Genomic DNA, 18,721 nt, shown 5'->3' with positions numbered 1-18,721 from the left:
TCGGCGCAGTTGTCTGCCGGCCAGTCGCGCAGGGATAGGCGATGTCGAGAAATTGCTACGCAACGGTCTTTTGCTTGTGCGGGCTGCTGTTCAGCGCACTGCTTATTGCAAGTGAGTGGTCTGGGCCGAAGCAGGCGCCGCCCGCCCGCAGTGGCATGCAGGTGAGCTTTATCGCGGCGGATTTTCGTAACGGCGGGGTGGTGGGCGTGTACCGCAGTTTTGAGCGTGCGGCCAAGCTACTGGGCTGGCGGGTGCATGCCGTGGATGGCCGTGGCGATCCGGCGGAAATCAAACGTCTGGCCGCTGAGGTGCTTGAGCGTAACCCCGATGGCGTAGTGCTCGGCGGCTTTGAGGCGGATTACCTGGGTGAGCTGCACGAGGTTTATCAGGCCCGCGAGATTGCCTTGGTCGGTTGGCATGCCGGGGATCGGCCGGGGCCGACCGACAAGCTGTTCAGCAATATCACCAGCGACCCCTTGCAGGTGGCTGATCTGGCTGCCGAGCACGCCATGCGCGATGGCCAGATCGGCGTGGTGCTGTTTACCGACAGCCAGTTTGCCATTGCTACCGCCAAGACCCAGCGCATGGTGCAGCGCCTGGAGGCGTGCGCACAGTGCAAGGTGCTGAGCGTTGAAGACCTGCCGATTGCCAGCGCCGGCAAGGGGATGGATGAGCGCGTGCGTTCGTTGCAGCGCCGCTTTGGGGCCGAGTGGAGCCATACCCTGGCGATCAATGATGTGTATTTCGACCATATCAACGTGCCGCTCAATGCCCTCGTGCGTAAGGACATTCGCAATATTTCCGCCGGCGATGGTTCGGCCAAGGCGCTGGGGCGTATCCATTCAGGCTTGTCCCAGCAGGTCGCCACAGTCGCCGAACCCCTGGGCATGCAGGGTTGGCAGCTGGTCGATGAACTGAACCGAGCCTTTGCCGGCCAGCCGCCGAGCCAGTTTGTCACGCCGCCGCTGTTGATTACCCCGCAGGTGCTGCAGGAGTCGGACGATCTCAGCATCGAGCTGGACTTCAGCCATGAAGATGCCTATCTGCGGCTGTGGCGGCAGGTGGACTGAGACAGTGCTGGCGGCTGGCTAAAGTCATTAGCCAGTGCAGCCGATAGTGGTTATACGTCGCCGGGCAATTGAGTTTGTATACAAAATTGTATTCAATCCCTGTCTTCAAATAATAACTAAAAGGTAACCTCCATGGGCTTGTGGAAACGCAGCATCCAGTGGCAGCTGATTCTCAGCATGGGCGCCGCCCTGCTTGCCAGCATTCTGATCGTGGTGGGCGTTTACTCGGCGGTGGTCAATCGTCTGACTGAACGCTTCCTGGTCGAAGAGGCCTTGCCGGCACGGGTGCTGGCGATTCGCAACGACCTGGAGCGGGTGCTGACCGCGCCGATCACCGCCAATGCTGGGATTGCCGGTAACGCCTTTATCCAGGACTGGCTGGCGGCCGGCGAAGATGAGGGGCAGCGCGATGCCGTGGCGCGTTACCTGGAAGGCGTGCGTGCGCAGCAGAACGCCATGACCACCTCGATTGCCGTGCTGGACAGCGGCAACTACTTCACCGGTGAGGGGCTGGCGCGGGTGATCAGCCGTGATCAGCCGGAAAACCAGTGGTTCTACAAGCTGGTCGACAGCAGCCGCGATCAGGTGCTGGAAATCGATATCGACAAGGGCACGCGCCTGCCGACCCTGTTTATCAACCAGCGGATCAAGCAGGGCGGTAAAACCCTGGGGGTGTCTGGTTTGGGCTTTAGCCTCAAGGCCATGTCGGAAATGATCCGCGACTTCCGCTTTGGTGAACGCGGCCAAGTGTTTCTGATTGATGCCCAGGGCGATATCAAGGTGCACCCGCAGGCCGAGCTGAGCGGCAGTGGCCGCCTCACTGAGCTGTTTGGCAAGGCGCCGGCCGATGAGCTGTTGGGCAGCGGCGGCAAGGCGGTGCGTTTCGAGCGGGACGGTGAAACCTATCTGGCGGTGGCGCAGAAGCTCTCCAGCCTGGACTGGCTGCTGGTCAGCGAAGTGCCGGAAGCCGAAATCTATGCCGAAGCGCGCCAGGCACTGCTGATGACCAGCGCCATTGGAGTTGGCGTGGCGCTGTTGTTCCTCGCTCTGGTGGTGCTGCTGGCGCGTGGCCTGGTGCGGCCGATCCGTCAGGTGACCGCCGCGCTGGTGGAAATCGGTGGTGGCGGTGGTGATCTGACCCGGCGTCTGGATGAGTCCCGCGAGGACGAACTGGGCGACTTGGCGCGCGGCTTCAACCGCTTTATCGGCGGCCAACGCAGCCTGATCAGCGATGTGCTGGCGACCAGCGAGCGCTTGCGCGCCTCGGTCAGCCAGGTGGCGCAGGTGGTCGACAACACCGCTGGGCGCTCCAGCCAGCAGCAGGAAATGACCGATATGGTCGCCACGGCGGTGCATGAGATGGGCCTGACCGTGCAGGAGATTGCGCGCAACGCCAGCAGCGCCGCGCAGTCATCGCAAAGCGCGCGGGACGAGGCGCAGGGCGCGCGTAATGAGGTGCGCCAATCCATCGGGCATATCGAGAGCATGTCCACTGATATTGGTAACGCCGCCGCAGCCGTCAGTGAGCTRGCCGAGCAAGTGGCATCGATTGATCAGGTGCTGGCGGTGATTCGCGGGATTTCCGAGCAGACCAACCTGCTGGCGCTTAACGCGGCCATCGAAGCGGCGCGGGCTGGCGAGATGGGCCGTGGTTTTGCTGTGGTGGCTGACGAGGTACGCACCCTGGCCAGCCGCACGCAGAGTTCGACCGATGAAATTCAGCAGATGATCCAGCGCCTCAAACAGGGCGCGGAAACGGCCGTGAGCTCCATGCATGCCGGCCAACGTGCGACCGGAACTGGCGTGGAAGCCAGCCAGCGTACCGGGCAGTCGCTTAGCGCGATTACCGAGCAGATTGAACGCATCAGCGATATGAACACCCAGGTCGCCACCGCCACCGAGGAACAGTCATCGGTGACCGAGGAGATCAACCGCAACGTGCAGGGCATTGCCGATCTGGCGCATGCCACCGCCGGTGAGGTGCAGGTGTGTAAAGACGACTGCCAGACCCTGCGCGGTCTGGCCGATGATCTGGCCAAGCAGATGGGCAGCTTCCGTCTTTGAGTTGGGTTAGCCTAGGTCGACCGTTGTCGACCTGCTTTGCTCTTGTAGTAGCGGGCTTGCCCGCGAATTGTGGTCGATAGAGAACCATCGCGGGCATGGCCCGCTCCTACGGGGTCACCCAACCCGCCAGTACTGCTGGTAACGTTGAGTTGGGCTTAGGCCAGCTCCAGGCGGTTACGCCCAGCTGCCTTGGCCTGATACAGCGCATCGTCGACGCGCTTGAAGAAGCTTTCAGCGCTGCTGTCGCGGCGCATGTCGTAACAACCCACCCCCAGGCTTGCGGTCAGCGGCAGGATTGCCCCCGGCACATTGAAGCCTTCGTGCTCCAACTCCAGACGAAACTGCTCGGCCAGCAGGCGCGCCTGCTCCAGCGGGGTATTGGGCATCAGAATGCCGAACTCTTCGCCGCCCAGACGCAGCAGCGCGTCGCTGTCGCGGCGGAAGTTCTGCCGCATGCGCTCGGCAAAATCGCTCAGGCAGCTGTCGCCACAGGCATGCCCGTACTCGTCATTGATCCGCTTGAAGAAGTCGATATCCAGCAGCACCAGCGACAGCGGCTGGCTCTGCCGCTGGGCGTTGGCCACCATCACCGGGAACAGGCTGTTGAACTGATAGCGGTTACCCAGCTGGGTCAGGCTGTCGGTGCGGCTGAGGTGCTCCAGGCGCTCCTGCTGGTCGAGCAGCTGCAGTTCCAGGGCCAGGGTGTTGTGGTACTCGCGGTTGCTGCGGCTCAGCACCAGCAGCAGGTAGCTGAGGTAGAAGCTCAGGGTGATCAATATGGCGTACTGCTCGCGCCATGCCAGTGCCAGGGTCAGTAGCCCGGGCAGGTAAATCAGCAGCAATGCCAGGATTGCGCGCTTCTTGCGCATGGCGAAGTTGAAGGCCAGGGCGGTGCTGAAGGCGATGGTGCTGAGGGTGGCGATGATCACCGAACTGCTGAACAGCGGACTGCGCTGCGCCAGGGCGTGGGCCAGGCCCCAGCTCAGCGCGGTAATCAGAATCAGGCTCCAGTGCAGGTTGAGCCAGCGCTTCAGCGACTCGCTGGTCTGCTCCTGCGGCAGACGGTGCAGCACGCGCAGAGCCAGCAGCAGGGCAAACATGGCAATGCCGAGTACGCCTGGTACTACCAGTGCGCCTGGGTCATTGCTGAAAATCCAGGTGAGTAGCCACGCCAGCAGGTAATAAATACCGCCCAGCGGTGAGCGGATGCGCGTGTCCTGCGCTTCACGCCAGAGGGCGAAGGCGTGTGGTTGGCGGGGTAGCTGGGCTTCAGTCATGGCCTGTGATCACAAAATAACGACTTGATCGCAGCATAACCCTTTGCTTTTGAAAAAGCTGTCAGATTGCTATCGCGCCCCCGTGGGCTAAAACCAAAGGACGGGCCTGCAGCTTTTGCGACCCTGGGCTGTGGTTTTGCCGGGCGGGCGAGGTGGCGATCATGAGTAGGCGCGGATGTTGGGCACTGTTGTGTGCGTTGCTGACCGTAAGCAGCCAGGCCGCGACGTTTCCGGAGCGGCCGCTGACCATGATCATCGGCTATGCCGCCGGCGGCAGCACCGATATCCAGGGGCGGGTGCTGGCCGCCGTGCTGGCGGAGCAACTGGGGCAGCCGGTCAGGGTGAATAATCTGCCCGGCGCGGGCGGGGCGGTGGCGGCCGCCATGTTGGCCAGCAGCGCTGAGCAGGGCTACGTCTTTCAGTACGGCATTTCCTCGACCATCAGCATTTCGCCCTTGCTGGCGCCGGCGTCCTACGACCTCGACAGTTTTACCTATGTGGCCGGCCTGTCGCTGGACCAATCGGCTTATGTCACCGGTGGGCAGAGCGGCTTCAAGGACTGGCCGAGCCTGCTCCAGCACCTGCGCGACAACCCGGGCCAGGTGTATGTCACGCAAACCGCCGAGGACCGTCTGCTGACCCGCGCCATTGCCAAGCGCGAGGGGTTGCAGCTGCGCATGGTGCCGACCTCCGGCGGTGCGGGCATGGCCCCGCTGGTGATTTCCGGCGAGGTGTTCTTTGCCTACAGCGGCGGCACCCATACTGGCTACACCGATTCGGGGCAGATGCGGGTGCTGGCCAGCCTGGCCGAGGAGCGCCTGCTGGGCTACCCCGAGGCGCCGACCCTGCTTGAGCTGGGCTATGGCCTGGCCTTGCATGCCGTGCGCATTGTCACTGTGCCGGCCGACACGCCGGCTGAGCAGGTGAGCATCCTCTTTGATGCCCTGGCGAACGCGGTGCGTGACCCGCGCTTTATTGAGGTCACCGAAACGCGCATCCGCCAGCCGATTCGCTTTATGCCGGGCAGCGAGGTCAAGGCCATGCTGAGTCAGCAGGTGTTGGACTATCGGCAGTTGATCGAGGAAGTCGGCGTGCAATAAGCGCTTGGCGGATGGGCGCGCAAGTTGCATCGCACCGTGCACGGGTTGTGCACAGGTAAGTCTGCGGGTTGCTGGCAGATGTAAGGGCAGCTGGATGCGCCAAAACGGTGCTCGGCGTGTTCCTGGCTGGGCTGGCGGTTGTTGATCCGTGCATGAGGTGGACCATGAAATTACTGCGTTTTCTGTTGTTGAGCGGCTGCCTGGGGTTGTTGCCGTGGCAGGTGCAGGCGGCAAGCTTCCCCGAGCGGCCGCTGACCATGATCATTGGCTATGCCGCCGGCGGTAGTACCGATTTGCAGGGGCGGGTGTTGGCCAGCGTGCTGGAAGAACAGCTGGGGCAGAAGGTTACGGTCAGCAATATTCCCGGTGCCGGCGGCGCGGCTTCTGCGTCGATGCTGGCCAGCAGTATCGAGCAGGGCTATGTGTTCCAGTTTGGCGGCTCGTCGGTGGTCAGCATTGCGCCGCTGCTGTCGCCGGCATCCTATGGTCCAGACAGTTTTACCTATGTCGCGGGGCTGTCGCTGGAGCAGCCGGCCTTTGTTACCGGCGCCCCACATGGCATCCAGGACTGGCCAGGGTTGCTGGCCTATTTGCGCGCCACGCCGGGGCAGATTTATGTCAGCCAGGCGGCCGAGGATCGTCTGATTATCCGCGCCCTGGCCAAACGCGAAGGGCTGGAGCTGCGCACCGTGCCCACCTCGGGCGGCGCCGGCATGGCCCCGCTGGTGATTTCCGGCGATGCGGTGTTTGCCTACAGCGGCGGCACCCATACCGGCTACACCGAATCTGGCGAAATGCGCGTGCTGGCCAGTCTGGCCGATACCCGCCTGCTGGGTTACCCCGACGCGCCGACCCTGCGCGAGCTGGGTTACGACCTGGGCCTGCATACCATGCGCATTGTTATGGTGCCGGCCAATACCCCGACTGAGCAGGTCGAGATACTGGCCGACGCCCTGGCGGTCGCGGCCAAAGACCCGCGTTTTATCGAGGTGACCGAGCAGCGTATCCGTCAGCCGGTGGTGTTTATGCGCGGTGATGAGATCAAGCCTATGCTGCTTAGGCAGATGCACGAGTACCGAACACTGATAGATGACATCGGATTGCAGTAGGCACCGACAGGGATTAGCTGACTGTGTTGTGACCCTGAGGCGCGGATGCAGATGAGTAGTCGCAAGAATCACATGCCGAAAGCGGCACGTTGGGAGCTGAAGTTCTCGACGCGGATTGCCTTGCTGTTTGGCATGCTCGGCATGGTGGCGATCAGTGTGGTGATGGTTTATGCACTGCGCACGGCCGAGGCCAACCTGCAAAGTGAAATCCGCAATAGCCTGGCGCAATACCAGCGCACCACCGTCAGCCTGATCAATAACCGTCTGCAGCTGCTTGAGGTGTATCTGCATAGCGCCTCGGCGCGGCGCACCGTCAGCGCCTTGTCCGAGCAGGTTATGCCGGTTGAGAAAATCGCCGCAGACGTGGCCTTTATGTTTCAGGACGCCAATATCGATGCGCGTCTGGAAGTGTTTTTCCTGCTTGATCCGACGGGCAAGCTGGTGATGGATGCCGGCCTGCCGCTGCATGACATCAAACCGCTGGTGGCGTCACTGCGCTCGCCGATTCATTACGCCCACGGCTGGACGCTGGTGCAGGCGGGTGCGCAGAGCGCCTTGATCAAGGCCACGCCGATTTTTGACCCGGCCACCGTGCAGCTGCGCGGCTATCTGTTTGTCGGCCTGGCCCTGGGCCAGAATCGGGCGTTTATCAGCGAGCTGAGTGCCAGTACCAAGCTCGATCTGCTGGTGCTCGGGCACGCCGAGCAGCCCCTGGTCTGGCAGGGCGACAGCGAGCTTGGGCTCACCGGCGCTGAAGTCCTGGATAACCTGGTGCGCGATGACCAGGGGCTTTATCTGCAGCGCTTCCCGATCAGCCTGGCGGGTGTTGAAGAACCGTTCTGGCTGGTGCTGGGGGTTTCCGATAACCGCTTCGCCTCGATCTACGACAGCTACCTGCAATCGTTTCTAATCCTCAGTGGCGGTTTTCTGCTGTTGTTGCTGGTGGCGGCCTGGCTGCTGCGCATCAGCCATGACCGGGCGATCAACCAGCTGCTCGGCTTTATCGAAGCCACCCAGGCCGGCGGCCGGGGGCTGCGCTTTCAGCCGACCGGGATCTATGAGTACAACCGCGTGGGTGTGGCGATGCAGCACATGGTCGAAGACCTGCACGTCGCTGCCACGGTGTTCGAGGCGGCCGAAGGCATGGTGGTTACCGATGCGCAGCATGTGGTGCTGCGCGCTAATCCGGCGTTTACCCGCATGACCGGCTACAGCGAGAGCGAAGTGGTCGGCAGTACTCTGGATTACATGCTGGCGCAAGGCAGTTTCGATATCGCTCGCGATGCCATGCTCGCGGCATTGGCGCATGAGGGCGCCTGGCAGGGGGAAATGCCCGGGCGGCGCAAGAATGGCCAGGAATATCCGCAGTGGGTGAGCATTGCGGCAGTGCGCGGCGGGGCCGATGAGCGGTTGATCAACTACGTGATCACCCTCACCGATACCACCCAGCGCAAGGCTGCCGAGCAGCGCATCGAACAGTTGGCCTATTACGACCCGCTGACCCATCTACCCAACCGCCGTTTGCAGCGCGAGCGCCTGGAGTGCGCCTTGCTCGCCAGTCAGAACAGCGAGCAGCGTGGGGCGGTGCTGTTTATCGACCTGGACGACTTCAAGACACTCAACGATGCCCGTGGCCACGATATCGGCGATCTGTTGTTGCAGCAGGTCGCCGAGCGCCTGACCAGCTGCGTGCGGCAAAGCGATAGCGTGGCGCGTATCGGCGGTGATGAGTTTGTCATCCTGCTGGAGAACCTCGGGCTGGAGCCGGTCAATGCGGCGCAGCAGGCCGAGGCGATTGCCAGCAAGATCCTGCTGGCCTTGCGGCAGCCGTTTCGCATGGGTGAGATCGAGCACTTCAGCACCCTGAGCATCGGCATCGCCATGTTCAACGGCACCGGCGAACCCTTGGATGACCTGCTGAAACAGGCTGACCTGGCCATGTACCAGGCCAAGGCGCAGGGGCGTAACACCTGCTGTTTCTTCGAGCCGCAGATGCAGCAACGGGTGGTGCAACGCGCCAGCCTGGAGAGCGATCTGCGCCAGGGCCTGCTGAAAAGCGAGTTTGTGCTCTATTACCAGGCGCAGATCGATCAGCGTGAGGGCTTGCAGGGCGCGGAAGTGCTGCTGCGTTGGCAGCACCCGGAGCGTGGCCTATTGGCGCCAGGCGAGATTATTCCGGTGGCCGAGGGCAGCGGTCTGATTCTGCCGTTGGGTGAGTGGGTGCTGGAAACGGCCTGCGCCACCCTGGCGCAGTGGGGGCGGCGGGCGCAAACCCGGCACCTCAGTCTGTCGGTGAATGTCAGCACCAAGCAGCTGCAGCAGGCGGACTTTGTTGAGCAGGTGCTGCATATCGTGCAGCGCAGCGGCTGCGACCCGAGCCGGCTGAAACTGGAGATTACCGAGAGCATGCTGCTCGATGGCCGTGCGGCGGTGATCGCCAAGATGGCCCGGCTCAAGGCCCACGGCGTGCGCTTTTCCCTGGACGACTTCGGCACTGGCTATTCGTCGCTGTCCTACCTCAAGACCCTGCCGCTGGATCAGCTGAAGATCGACCGTTCGTTTGTCTGCGACCTGTTGAGCGACCCGCTGGATGCCGATATTGCCCGTACCATCGTCTCGCTGGCCCATGCGCTGAAACTGGATGTGATTGCCGAAGGCGTGGAAACCCTGGAGCAGTCCGAGCGCCTGAGCAGCTTTGGCTGCACGCGTTTTCAGGGTTATTACTTTGGCCGGCCGGTGCCGCTGGAGCAGTTGTTTGCAGGGCAGCCGGTCAAAGCCAGCTAGGCGGCCGTGGTGCGGCCGCCATGGCGTAACCCTTAGCGCAGAATCAGCAGCGCGCTGTTGCTGGTGCGCAGCAGGCTGCTGGTGGTGCTGCCGACCAGAAACTGGCGAATCCGCGAGTGGCCATAGGCACCCATGGCCAGCAGGCCGATGCCCTGTTCGAGCTGGTAGGCGTGCAGGGTGGGTTCCACCTCACCGGCGCGAATCGCCAGGTGTACTGCGCTGGCCGAACCCTGCACCACCCGCTCGGCAGCCCTGAGCTGCTCCCAGGCATCACTGGACTCCGCACCGATCATCACCAGGTGGCACGGCAGGCCTTTGAGCAGCGGGCTGGCCGCGATCATCTCCAGGCTCTTGCGCGCGGTGGCGCTGCCGTCATAGGCGAGCATGTAGCTTTGTGGCGCCTTGAACTCGCCGCAGCTGACCAGGATCGGCCGGTGCAGGGTGCGGATCACGTTTTCCAGGTGGCTGCCGACCAGTTGGCTAAGGCTGTCGCTGGTCTTGCCCTGACGGCCGATCACCAGCAGGCGGATATCGGCTTCCAGCTCATGCAGGCAGTCGACCAGATCGCCATGGCGCTGGCGCATCTGCGCCGGCTCCACGCCATCGGCCTGCACCCGCTCGCGGGCCGCTTCGAGCATCAATCGGCCCTGTTCCATGGCCAGCTTGTGGCGCTGCTGATCGAGGTTGGCCAGCTCTTCAAGCAAGTGCTCGCGGCTGCCCAGGCCGATATTGCCGGACAGATCAGGGCTGATTGGGTACTGCACCTCATCCAGTACGTGCAGCAGGGTCAACGGCGCGCTCAGGCGCTGGCTGGCCCAGGCGGCGTAGTCGCACACCGCGCGGGTGGATTGCGAACCATCAATGCATGCCATTACGTGGGTCATTGTTGTTCTCCGTATCAGTGGCCGGACAGCAGATCGGTGGCGTTCTCTTTGTCATGCACACCGAAGCGGTCGACGATGGTGGCGCTGGCTTCATTCAGGCCCAGCACTTCGACTTCGGTGCCTTCACGGCGCAGTTTGATCACTACTTTATCCAGGGCCGCGACGGCGGTGATGTCCCAGAAGTGCGCGCGGGACAGATCGATGGTGACCTTGCTCACGGCTTCCTTGAAATCAAAGGCAGCGACGAACTTGTCGGCGGAGCTGAAGAACACCTGGCCGATCACCTTGTAGGTGCGCTGGTTGCCCTCGCTGTCGGCTTCCGAGTTGATATATAGGAAGTGGCCGATCTTGTTGGCGAAGAACATCGCCGCCAGCAGCACGCCGACAAACACGCCGTACGCCAGGTTGTGGGTATAGACGGTGACGGCCACGGTGGCGAGCATGACGATATTGGTCGAGATCGGGAATTTCTTCAGGTTGCGCAGCGAATCCCAGCTGAAGGTGCCGATCGACACCATGATCATCACTGCCACCAGCGCGGCCATGGGGATCTGGCTGACCCAGTCGCTGAGGAACACCACCATCAGCAGCAGCACCACGCCGGCTACCAGGCACGACAAACGGCCACGGCCGCCGGATTTCACGTTGATCACCGACTGGCCAATCATCGCGCAGCCGGCCATGCCGCCCAGCAGGCCGGAGGCGATATTGGCCACGCCCTGGCCTTTGCATTCGCGGTTTTTATCGCTGCTGGTGTCGGTCAGGTCATCGATAATGGTCGCGGTCATCATCGATTCCAGTAGGCCCACCACGGCCAGGGCTGCGGCGTAGGGGAAGATTATCGCCAGGGTTTCCAGGGTCAGCGGTACGTCCGGCCAGAGGAAGATCGGCAGGGTATCCGGCAGCTCGCCCATATCGCCGACGGTGCGGATATCCAGGCCGAAATACATGGCCACGGCGGTCATCGACAGGATGCACACCAGTGGCGAGGGGATCAGTTGGCCAATCTTCGGCACATAGGGGAACAGGTAGATGATGCCCAGGCCCGCAGCGCACATGGCGTAGACGTGCCAGGTGACGTTAGTCAGTTCCGGCAGCTGGGCCATAAAGATCAGAATCGCCAGGGCGTTGACGAAGCCAGTGACCACCGAGCGCGAAACAAAGCGCATCAGCGAACCGAGCTTGAGGTAACCGGCACCGATCTGCAGCACGCCGGTCAGCAGGGTCGCTGCCAGCAGGTACTCCAGGCCGTGGTTTTTCACCAGGGTCACCATCAACAGGGCCATGGCCCCGGTGGCGGCGCTGATCATGCCTGGACGGCCGCCGACAAAGGCGATCACCACGGCGATACAGAAGGAGGCATACAAGCCGACTTTAGGGTCGACGCCAGCGATGATCGAGAAGGCGATGGCTTCCGGGATCAGTGCCAGCGCCACCACCAGACCGGCGAGCACATCGCCGCGGATATTAAACAACCAGGTGTTTTTCAGGCTTTGCAGCATGGTCAATTCCAAAGGCTGGGGCGCAGCGGCAAGCGAATAGGCACAGCCGCGCCGGACGATGAGTCGGGCACATGACGGTTGGCTATAGGCAGGGCAGGCAAGGCGCAGGGTAAAAACGCCGCGCATTTTAGCACAGCAGGTCCGCGCCCACGGCGCGTGGCGCTGGGTGGCTAGCCGCGGCGGATCAACCAGATACCGGCGACGATCAGCAGCAGGCCGCCGACTTTGCCCGCAGTAATAGGTGCTTCGCGAAAGCCGGCCCAGCCGAAGTGGTCCAGGGTCAGGGCCATGCTCAGTTGTCCGGCGATCACCAGTGCCATAAACAGCACTGCGCCGACCTTGGGCCCGGCAAAGGCGGCGGTGGCGATAAACATCACGCCCAGCAGGCCGCCACTCCAGTGCCACCAGGTCAGGCCTTTGAGTGCGCCAAGGCTGGGAAACTCGCGTTGGGCCAATACCAGAATCAGCAGCGCCAGGGTGCCGACAGCGAAGGACACCAGCGCGGCGGCCAGCACGCTGGACACCTGTTTGGCCAATTGACCGTTGATTCCTGCTTGCAGCGGCAGGCAGGCGCCGGCGACAAAGGGCAGGGCGAGTAACCACCAGATCGGGGCAGGCATGTGCATCTCCATGGCGGGCAGGGCGGGCGATTATGCCGCAAATGCACAGCGCGCCGTCAGCCTCACCAGGGCAAGGTCTGGCCCTGGTAATCGAGAAATGCGCAGCGTCGGCGGCCCTGCTCAGCGGTGATCACCTGACACAGCCCCGCTGCGCTGTCCGCCACGCTCAAGGGGGCATCTGCGCCGCCCATGGCCGTGCGTACCCAGCCTGGATGCAGAGCCAGCAGGCTCCAGGGCAGTTCGGCATACTGGCTGCTCCAGCTCAGCAGCAGGCTGTTCAGCGCGGCCTTGCTGGCACCGTACAGCGGCATGTCGAGGGCGCGGTTGAGCTGCAGGCTGGCCATCTGCGAGCTGATAAAGGCCATCACGCCACCGGCCTCGATTCGCCCAGCCAGCTGTTGCCCCAGGCTGATCGGTGCGACGGCATTGGCGAGAAACAGCTGGCCGATCTCAGCGCTGTTGGCCTGGCGCGGGTCCTGATGCGCTGGGCCATAGACGCCGGCATTGAACAGCGCACAGGTCAGCGGTTGGTCGCCCAGGGCGCGGTCAATCAACTGGCCAGCCTCGCGCTGCAGCAAATCGCACTCAATCAGCTGTAGGCACTGACCATGTTGCGTGGCCAGCGCCTGCAGCTCGTGGCTACCAGTCAGGTTGCGGATCACGGCGTATACCTGCCAGCCCGCCTGCACAAAGGCCTGGGTCAAGCCCAGGCCAATGCCGCGTGAGGCGCCGGTGATCAGGATGCGGCGGCTTAGGGCCACTGCATTTCACCCTTGAGCACCTTGGCGCTCAGTTCCAGGCTGCTGGCGTCGAGCAGGGCCGGGTACTTGGCTTTCATGGTCTCGATCAGCGCCTGGCTGTTCTTGGCCTTGGGCAGCGCCGCTTCCAGGTCATTGAGGTAGTTGCGGGTAAAGCGCAGGTCATCCAGGTTCAGCTTGGGCTGGCCCATAAAGTGCCCTGGTACCAGGGTCTTTGGCTGCAGCGCTTGCAGTTCATCCAGGGATTTCAACCAGCTCTGACGCGCTTGCGGCGTTTGTGCATCGGCAATCCAGGGGTGGATGTTGGCGTAGGTCAGCACGCCGCCGACCACGGCCTGGATGCTCGGAATCCACAAACTGGTGTGTTTGGGGTCATGGCCGATCAGTTGCAGGGTCTGGCCTTCCAGCGTCAGCTGGTCGCCTTGCAGGGTTTGCGGCACCAGGGTGCGGGCTGGCGCGGTGTCTTTGAGGATCGGGCCCCAGTAGGCCAGCTTCGGTTCGCGGGTTTTCTCGATATAGGCGATGGTCTGCGGCGTGGCCAGGATCTTGGCCTTGGGGAAGGCGCGGGTCAGGGTGTCCAGGCCGAAGTAGAAATCCGGGTCGCCGTGGCTGATAAAGATGGTGGTGAGGTTTTTGCCGCTGGCTTGAATGCGCTCGACCAGCTCCTGGGCTTCGCGGGTGGAGAACTGCGCATCGACCAGAATGGCATCGCGCTCGCCGCTGATCAGCGTCGAGGTCACCGGGAAGATCGCCTTGTCGCCTGGGTTGTAGACATCCAGGGTGAGTGGCTGGGCAATCGCGGTGGTGGCAAGGGTAAGCAGGCTGGCGCTGGTGAGCAGGCTGCGCAAGTGGTTGAGGATCGACATGCTGATCTCCTGTTGAGTAAGTGAGGTGATCTTAGTTGCTTTAAATCGATCAAAAAGCCCCTTAATCTGCGCATATTTGTTGCGAAAAATGGGCTAATCATGGATCGGCTGACGGCTACGCGGGTATTTGTCGAAGTGGTGGAGCGCGGCAGCCAGACTGCTGCAGCCGAAGCGCTGGAGATGTCGCGGGCGATGGTGTCGCGCTACCTCGGCGAGCTGGAGGCCTGGGTCGGCGCGCGCCTGTTGCACCGCACCACGCGCAAGCTGAGCTTGACCGGTGCCGGTGAGCAGTTGCTCGGCCAATGCCGCGAGATGCTGGTCATGGCCGAGGCCATGCAGAGCGTTAGCCGCACCGATGAGGCCGCGCCGCGCGGCACCTTGCGTATTGCCTGCAGTCAGTCACTGGCCCAGGCCTGGCTGGTGCGTGCGCTGGATGATTTTATCCGCAGGTATCCGCAGGTCAGCGTCGACCTGTTGGTGGGCAGCCAGGCGGTCAATCTAGTGGAGGCGCGGATCGACCTGGCCCTGCGCATCACCAATCAGCTCGACCCCAACCTGATCGCCCGCCAGTTGGCGGTGTGTAGCTCGGTGGTGTGCGCCACGCCGGCGTATTTGGCCAGGCACGGCACGCCCCTGCGGCCCGAGGAGCTGGCGCAGCACAATTGCCTGAGTTACGCCTATTTTGGCCGCAGCATCTGGGAGTTCAGCCGCGCCGGTGAGCCGCATGCCGTGGCGGTCAGCGGCAACCTCAGTGCGAATGAATCCATGGTGCTGCTGGAGGCCGTGCTGGCCGATATCGGCATCAGCCTGCAGCCGCGTTACTCCGTCAGCGCGCATCTGCGTTCCGGGGCGCTGGTGCAGTTGCTGCCCGACTATCAGCCGCAGGAGCTGGGCATCCACGCCCTCTATGGCACGCGCCGGCAGATGCCGCCAGCGCTACGCGCGTTGCTGGATTTTCTGATTGAGCGGCTGGCAGATCGACCGGACTGGGACCTGTAAACCGGCCTACAGGGTTTTGCTGAACTGAATCAACGCCACGCGCTGGCCGTTGGGATCACGGCGTTCGACCACATCGCTTAGGGTATAGCCGAGCTTTGGGTAGAGCAGCAGGCCGGCGCTGTTGGCGTTGAAGCACGACACCTGCATGCGTTTGGCGTGGTAATGCTCGCGCGCCAGCTGCTCCATCACCGCCACCAGATAATGCGCCACGCCGTGGCCGCGGGCCCAGGGGGCGACCATCAGGTTACCGAGGGCGCAGTGGTCGTCGTAATGCCATTGGTAGAAGTTGGCAAAGCCGGCCACCCGGCCACCGAGCAGCACCACCGTGCTGTCGCGGCGTTCGGCCATGGCGGCGGCCAGCTGACCGATGCTCAGCGGCCAGTCGGCCTTGGGGTAGCAGAAGAACAGCTCATCGGCGTTTTGTGGGAAGCCGACAATCTCGGCCAGATCAGCCGCCGCAGCGGGGCGATGGCTGAGAGGTGGGGTTGGGCTCATGCAACATCCTTGTTGGTTAGCGTGGTGGGTACTGGTTTAGCACTTCAGCGACCGTACTGCGTATCGCTGCCTCGCGCTCGCTGGGGCTGGGTTGGCGGCTGCGCAGCACCTGTTCGGCACTGCCGCGCCAGACCAGTTTGCCGTCCTTGCCGTCGAGCAGGTCGATCTGCAGGGTGCCGACCTGATAGTCCAGGGTGCGGGTTTCAACATAGCTCGGGCCGCCCCAGAAACCGCCGCGCCACGGGTCGCCCCAGGCTCCGCCAAAGTGGGTGCTGACCTGCTGCTGGCGGTTGTCGACGATCATCCACACCTGCACTTTGAGATCGCCCGGCGTGTTCGCCGCTGCCTGGCGCAAGCCGCGCTGGTCGAGCTGTTCGCTGACCGCGCTGCGAATGCGCTGGCCGGTGAGGTCGCTGTTGATGCGCGGGTCATCGGGTTTGTATTGCACGGCTGGCTCCTGCCAGCTCCAGCTGCGGTAGGCGGCAAAATCGCGGTTGGGGTCGAAGTCGCGTTCCAGCTGCGCTGTCTGGCAGGCACTGAGGATCAACAGCAGGGGCAGTAACAGCAGCGATGCACGCATGGGTGCTCTCCTTGTAATGCAGCGATCAGCCCGGCGGATACGCCGCCAGAGCCTGTTGTACCGCGTTGCGCAGCGCGGCGGCGCGTTCACTCTGGCTGCCGCTGCTGAGGGTTTCGGCGCTGGCGCTCCAGATCGGCTGGCCATCCTGGCCGTCGAACAGTTCGATGCGCACTACCATGACTTCTTCGCTATAGCTGCGCACCAGCGGCGCGCTGCCCCACATGCCGTAGTCATTGCCATAGCGACTATGACCGTAATGGCTGCCGTAGTGTTCAGTGACCTGGCGCAGGCGTTGCTCCAGACGCAGCTCGGCGCTGACCTTGAGGTCGCTGGTTGCGCTGGTTGCGCCGGTGCGATGCGGGCGCAGGCCGCGTTGGTCGAGGGCATTGCTCAGGGCTTCCTGCACCTGCTCGGAACTGGCCCAGGCGCTGCCAGCCGGTAGCTGCTGCCAGCTCCAGGTGCGGTAGCGGCCATAGTCGCGCGGCGCTGCCGGGTAGGCGCTGCGGTCCAGCTGTTGCGGCGAGTGCGCAGGTGCCGGCGGCAGCGGTTTGCTGTCGGCGACATAAGGGTTCTGGCTCTGACAGGCCGCGAGGCTGGACAGGAGCAGTAAGACGCTAAGTCGTTTCATCGCGTTGCATGCCTCCAGTGCCATGGCCTGTCAGCGCGGCCGGCAGATCCAGTGCAGATAACGGCCCAGCCCGGCAAAGCTGGGGTGGCGGCGGTAGGCCAGTTCCATTTCCAGCAGATCGAGCAGCTCGGCCTTGGCTTGAAAGGGCTGCGGCATATAGTCGTGAAACACCCGTACGCCACTCTGGCTTTCGACCTGCCAATTAGCCTCAAGTTGCGCCGCCAGCTCACGCGGATCAAGCGGCATCTGTGGGGTCAGGCTCTGTTTCTCACCGGCGAACTCGGCCTTGCGCAGCTTGCGGAAGTGGCCCTTGAGCAGGTTGCGGTAGATCAGCGCATCCTTGTTGTAGAACGCAAGCGACAACCAGCCGCCGGGCGTGCACAGCTGGTGCAGCACCGGCAGGATGCTGTGCGGTTCGGCCAGCCATTCCAGCACAGCGTGGCAGATCACCAGGTCATAGGGGGGCTCGAGCTGGCCGAGCAGGTCCTGCCAGGGCGCCTGGATAAAGGTGGCTTGTTGTCCGGCGGCAGCAAAGCGTTCGCGGGCGCCGGCGAGCATCGGTTCGGCGGGTTCCGTCAGCGTTACCTGGTGGCCGCGCTCGGCCAGCCACAGCGACATATGGCCAAGGCCCGCGCCAATATCCAGCACCCGCAGCGGACGCTCAGGCAGGACTTCGGCCAGGTCGGCCTGGAGCACGGCCAGGCGAATCGCGCCCTTGGCGCCGCCGTAGATCTTCTCGGCAAAGCGGGTGGCCAGTTCGTCGAAATGGCGATCAGTCATGGCGCCTCTCCGAGAAAGCGTCGTTCGTTGTCGGCCAGCTTGGCGCGCACCACCTGTTCCATATCCAGGCCCAGCTCGCCACACAGCAGCACCAGATACAGCACGATATCGCCGATTTCCTGGCCGGCGTGGGTCAGTTGTTCAGCAGGCAGCTCGCGGGATTGTGCTTCAGTCAGCCACTGGAAGATTTCCACCAGCTCGGCCATTTCCACGCTGGCGGCCATGGCCAGGTTCTTCGGGCTGTGGAAGGGCCGCCAGTCGTTGCGATCACGAATGGCGTGCATGCGGGTGGTCAGTTCGGCGAGGTTCATCAGGCGCTCCAGCAAAGAGGAGCATAGCTTCGGGGTTTGCCGGCCGGTCTTCAAGCCGGCAAACCGATACCGCAGGTTATGGGTAGCCGCTTTCGTTGGGGTTGTTAGTCACTTCCAGCACGCGCCAGACGTTGGCATAGACGCTTTCCTGGGAAAACGTGATGCGCCCCTTGCCCTTGTACAGCGACACCACGCGGGCGACGTCCTTGCCTTTGAAGTTGAATGGAATCCAGGCCTTGCCGGTCTGGTGCGAGAAGGTGGCGGTCGGTGCGCCGAGCAGCGCATTGACTTCATCCATGCTCATGCCGGTGCGCACATCACTGAACGCGCCGCTGCCCTGGGCAACGGCAGCCGGTGCGGCGGCTGGCGCGAGGGCCTGGGTGCTGCTGGCCGCAGGTTGGCCTTTGCCGGCGCGGTAGGCGTCCAGATTGACGCTGCCCGCAGTGTAGGGCGCGCCGCCGGCGCTGAGGCTGTTGCCGGCCTTTTCGCAGTGACGGTCGAGCTTGCGGTTATTGGAGTTGGCCACCACTTCGGCCAGCACTGGCTTGTAGCGGCCGTTGCCCGAGCTGGCCAAGGCCTTGCAGACCCAGGCCAGGGCGTCGGAGGTGGTGTTGTCGGTGGCGCTGCGGTACTTCTGCAGCAGCACTTCGGCGGCCACGTCGAGGGTTTCCTGATCCCGGTAACCGCTGTGATAGATGCTCTGCGCGGCTTCGCGGATCGACACCGGGCCGCCCTGCACCAGCTGATTGACGTAGCGCTGCCCGGACGCGTCCAGGGCGTGGGCCTGCAGTGCAGTGCAAGCGAGGGCGAAGGACGTGGCAAGTACGGCGGTGTTTTTCATGCTGAGGCTCTCTATTCCACTGGAGTTGTCTAGGGTCGACCGTGACCGCATGG

General features: G+C 63.3%; 18 protein-coding genes. 6 read left to right on the top strand and 12 right to left on the bottom strand.

All coding sequences use genetic code 11. The features are described from left to right. Nucleotides 1-155 precede the first annotated feature (155 nt). Entirely contained in the window at nucleotides 156-1,070 is a 915-nt protein-coding gene (locus tag P3C18_RS11480) for a substrate-binding domain-containing protein (protein ID WP_275961996.1), read from the top strand. 132 nt (nucleotides 1,071-1,202) lie between these two features. Beyond that, nucleotides 1,203-3,134 (top strand): methyl-accepting chemotaxis protein, encoded by a 1,932-nt coding sequence (locus P3C18_RS11475; protein ID WP_275961995.1) that lies wholly within the window; start codon nucleotides 1,203-1,205, stop codon nucleotides 3,132-3,134. Between the two features lie 155 nt (nucleotides 3,135-3,289). On the opposite strand, the gene P3C18_RS11470 is transcribed toward P3C18_RS11475, so the two are convergent. After that, nucleotides 3,290-4,411, bottom strand: coding sequence for a GGDEF domain-containing protein (locus tag P3C18_RS11470; protein WP_275961993.1), 1,122 nt, complete (start codon nucleotides 4,409-4,411; stop codon nucleotides 3,290-3,292). 161 nt (nucleotides 4,412-4,572) lie between these two features. Between P3C18_RS11470 and P3C18_RS11465 the strand changes: the two genes are divergently transcribed. The 3 genes from P3C18_RS11465 (at nucleotide 4,573) to P3C18_RS11455 (ending at nucleotide 9,404) form a co-directional block, all read left to right on the top strand. Next, nucleotides 4,573-5,511 carry a tripartite tricarboxylate transporter substrate binding protein gene (locus tag P3C18_RS11465; protein WP_275961992.1) on the top strand — a complete coding sequence of 313 codons (939 nt, stop codon included), beginning with the start codon at nucleotides 4,573-4,575 and terminating at the stop codon, nucleotides 5,509-5,511. A gap of 164 nt (nucleotides 5,512-5,675) precedes the next feature. Next, nucleotides 5,676-6,620, top strand: a complete 945-nt coding sequence (locus tag P3C18_RS11460) for a tripartite tricarboxylate transporter substrate binding protein (protein WP_275961991.1) — start codon at nucleotides 5,676-5,678, stop codon at nucleotides 6,618-6,620. A 51-nt stretch (nucleotides 6,621-6,671) separates the two neighbouring features. Then, entirely contained in the window at nucleotides 6,672-9,404 is a 2,733-nt protein-coding gene (locus P3C18_RS11455) for an EAL domain-containing protein (protein ID WP_275961990.1), read from the top strand. 32 nt (nucleotides 9,405-9,436) lie between these two features. Here the strand turns inward: P3C18_RS11455 and P3C18_RS11450 are convergent, their stop codons facing one another. The 5 genes from P3C18_RS11450 to P3C18_RS11430 form a co-directional block, all read right to left on the bottom strand. After that, nucleotides 9,437-10,288, bottom strand: coding sequence for a universal stress protein (locus P3C18_RS11450; protein ID WP_275961989.1), 852 nt, complete (start codon nucleotides 10,286-10,288; stop codon nucleotides 9,437-9,439). Between the two features lie 14 nt (nucleotides 10,289-10,302). Then, nucleotides 10,303-11,790, bottom strand: a complete 1,488-nt coding sequence (locus tag P3C18_RS11445) for a SulP family inorganic anion transporter (protein ID WP_275961988.1) — start codon at nucleotides 11,788-11,790, stop codon at nucleotides 10,303-10,305. A gap of 170 nt (nucleotides 11,791-11,960) precedes the next feature. After that, nucleotides 11,961-12,410 carry a DMT family transporter gene (locus tag P3C18_RS11440; RefSeq protein ID WP_275961987.1) on the bottom strand — a complete coding sequence of 150 codons (450 nt, stop codon included), beginning with the start codon at nucleotides 12,408-12,410 and terminating at the stop codon, nucleotides 11,961-11,963. A gap of 62 nt (nucleotides 12,411-12,472) precedes the next feature. Further along, nucleotides 12,473-13,171, bottom strand: coding sequence for an SDR family oxidoreductase (locus tag P3C18_RS11435; protein WP_275961986.1), 699 nt, complete (start codon nucleotides 13,169-13,171; stop codon nucleotides 12,473-12,475). Continuing rightward, the gene (locus P3C18_RS11430) at nucleotides 13,162-14,034 is read right to left on the bottom strand and encodes an MBL fold metallo-hydrolase (RefSeq protein WP_275961985.1); all 873 of its coding nucleotides are present in this window, start codon (nucleotides 14,032-14,034) and stop codon (nucleotides 13,162-13,164) included. The genes P3C18_RS11435 and P3C18_RS11430 overlap by 10 nt, the downstream gene beginning before the upstream one ends. A gap of 99 nt (nucleotides 14,035-14,133) precedes the next feature. Here P3C18_RS11430 and P3C18_RS11425 point away from each other — a divergent pair, with 99 nt between their 5' ends. Continuing rightward, complete coding sequence (locus P3C18_RS11425; protein WP_275961984.1) at nucleotides 14,134-15,033, top strand: LysR family transcriptional regulator; 900 nt, start codon at nucleotides 14,134-14,136, stop codon at nucleotides 15,031-15,033. A 6-nt stretch (nucleotides 15,034-15,039) separates the two neighbouring features. Here P3C18_RS11425 and P3C18_RS11420 read toward each other — a convergent pair whose 3' ends face one another. The 6 genes from P3C18_RS11420 to P3C18_RS11395 all read right to left on the bottom strand — a co-directional run bounded on the left by P3C18_RS11420 (nucleotide 15,040) and on the right by P3C18_RS11395 (nucleotide 18,668). Continuing rightward, on the bottom strand, nucleotides 15,040-15,528 hold the full coding sequence (locus tag P3C18_RS11420) for a GNAT family N-acetyltransferase (protein WP_275961983.1): 489 nt from the start codon (nucleotides 15,526-15,528) through the stop codon (nucleotides 15,040-15,042). 16 nt (nucleotides 15,529-15,544) lie between these two features. Further along, nucleotides 15,545-16,108, bottom strand: coding sequence for a DUF4136 domain-containing protein (locus P3C18_RS11415; RefSeq protein ID WP_275961982.1), 564 nt, complete (start codon nucleotides 16,106-16,108; stop codon nucleotides 15,545-15,547). Between the two features lie 25 nt (nucleotides 16,109-16,133). Further along, a complete protein-coding gene (locus tag P3C18_RS11410) occupies nucleotides 16,134-16,736 on the bottom strand; it encodes a DUF4136 domain-containing protein (protein ID WP_275961981.1) in 603 nt (200 codons plus the stop codon). A gap of 30 nt (nucleotides 16,737-16,766) precedes the next feature. Then, a complete protein-coding gene (locus P3C18_RS11405; RefSeq protein ID WP_275961980.1) occupies nucleotides 16,767-17,516 on the bottom strand; it encodes a methyltransferase in 750 nt (249 codons plus the stop codon). Further along, the gene (locus P3C18_RS11400; protein WP_275961979.1) at nucleotides 17,513-17,827 is read right to left on the bottom strand and encodes a nucleotide pyrophosphohydrolase; all 315 of its coding nucleotides are present in this window, start codon (nucleotides 17,825-17,827) and stop codon (nucleotides 17,513-17,515) included. The genes P3C18_RS11405 and P3C18_RS11400 overlap by 4 nt, the downstream gene beginning before the upstream one ends. 76 nt (nucleotides 17,828-17,903) lie before the next feature. Then, on the bottom strand, nucleotides 17,904-18,668 hold the full coding sequence (locus P3C18_RS11395) for a hypothetical protein (protein ID WP_275961978.1): 765 nt from the start codon (nucleotides 18,666-18,668) through the stop codon (nucleotides 17,904-17,906). Between the last annotated feature and the right edge of the window lie 53 nt (nucleotides 18,669-18,721).

This window comes from Pseudomonas sp. 1928-m (assembly GCF_029269135.1).
Classification (GTDB): Bacteria; Pseudomonadota; Gammaproteobacteria; order Pseudomonadales; family Pseudomonadaceae; genus Aquipseudomonas.
This window is presented reverse-complemented; position numbering and strand designations above follow the sequence as displayed.

Coding starts and splice junctions, on each gene's coding strand:
- P3C18_RS11480 (WP_275961996.1), top strand. CDS start 156: ATGCAGGTGAGCTTTATCGCGGCGGATTTTCGTAACGGCGGGGTGGTG.
- P3C18_RS11470 (WP_275961993.1), bottom strand. CDS start 4,411: ATGACTGAAGCCCAGCTACCCCGCCAACCACACGCCTTCGCCCTCTGG.
- P3C18_RS11465 (WP_275961992.1), top strand. CDS start 4,573: ATGAGTAGGCGCGGATGTTGGGCACTGTTGTGTGCGTTGCTGACCGTA.
- P3C18_RS11460 (WP_275961991.1), top strand. CDS start 5,676: ATGAAATTACTGCGTTTTCTGTTGTTGAGCGGCTGCCTGGGGTTGTTG.
- P3C18_RS11455 (WP_275961990.1), top strand. CDS start 6,672: ATGAGTAGTCGCAAGAATCACATGCCGAAAGCGGCACGTTGGGAGCTG.
- P3C18_RS11450 (WP_275961989.1), bottom strand. CDS start 10,288: ATGACCCACGTAATGGCATGCATTGATGGTTCGCAATCCACCCGCGCG.
- P3C18_RS11445 (WP_275961988.1), bottom strand. CDS start 11,790: ATGCTGCAAAGCCTGAAAAACACCTGGTTGTTTAATATCCGCGGCGAT.
- P3C18_RS11440 (WP_275961987.1), bottom strand. CDS start 12,410: ATGCCTGCCCCGATCTGGTGGTTACTCGCCCTGCCCTTTGTCGCCGGC.
- P3C18_RS11430 (WP_275961985.1), bottom strand. CDS start 14,034: ATGTCGATCCTCAACCACTTGCGCAGCCTGCTCACCAGCGCCAGCCTG.
- P3C18_RS11425 (WP_275961984.1), top strand. CDS start 14,134: ATGGATCGGCTGACGGCTACGCGGGTATTTGTCGAAGTGGTGGAGCGC.
- P3C18_RS11420 (WP_275961983.1), bottom strand. CDS start 15,528: ATGAGCCCAACCCCACCTCTCAGCCATCGCCCCGCTGCGGCGGCTGAT.
- P3C18_RS11415 (WP_275961982.1), bottom strand. CDS start 16,108: ATGCGTGCATCGCTGCTGTTACTGCCCCTGCTGTTGATCCTCAGTGCC.
- P3C18_RS11410 (WP_275961981.1), bottom strand. CDS start 16,736: ATGAAACGACTTAGCGTCTTACTGCTCCTGTCCAGCCTCGCGGCCTGT.
- P3C18_RS11405 (WP_275961980.1), bottom strand. CDS start 17,516: ATGACTGATCGCCATTTCGACGAACTGGCCACCCGCTTTGCCGAGAAG.
- P3C18_RS11400 (WP_275961979.1), bottom strand. CDS start 17,827: ATGAACCTCGCCGAACTGACCACCCGCATGCACGCCATTCGTGATCGC.
- P3C18_RS11395 (WP_275961978.1), bottom strand. CDS start 18,668: ATGAAAAACACCGCCGTACTTGCCACGTCCTTCGCCCTCGCTTGCACT.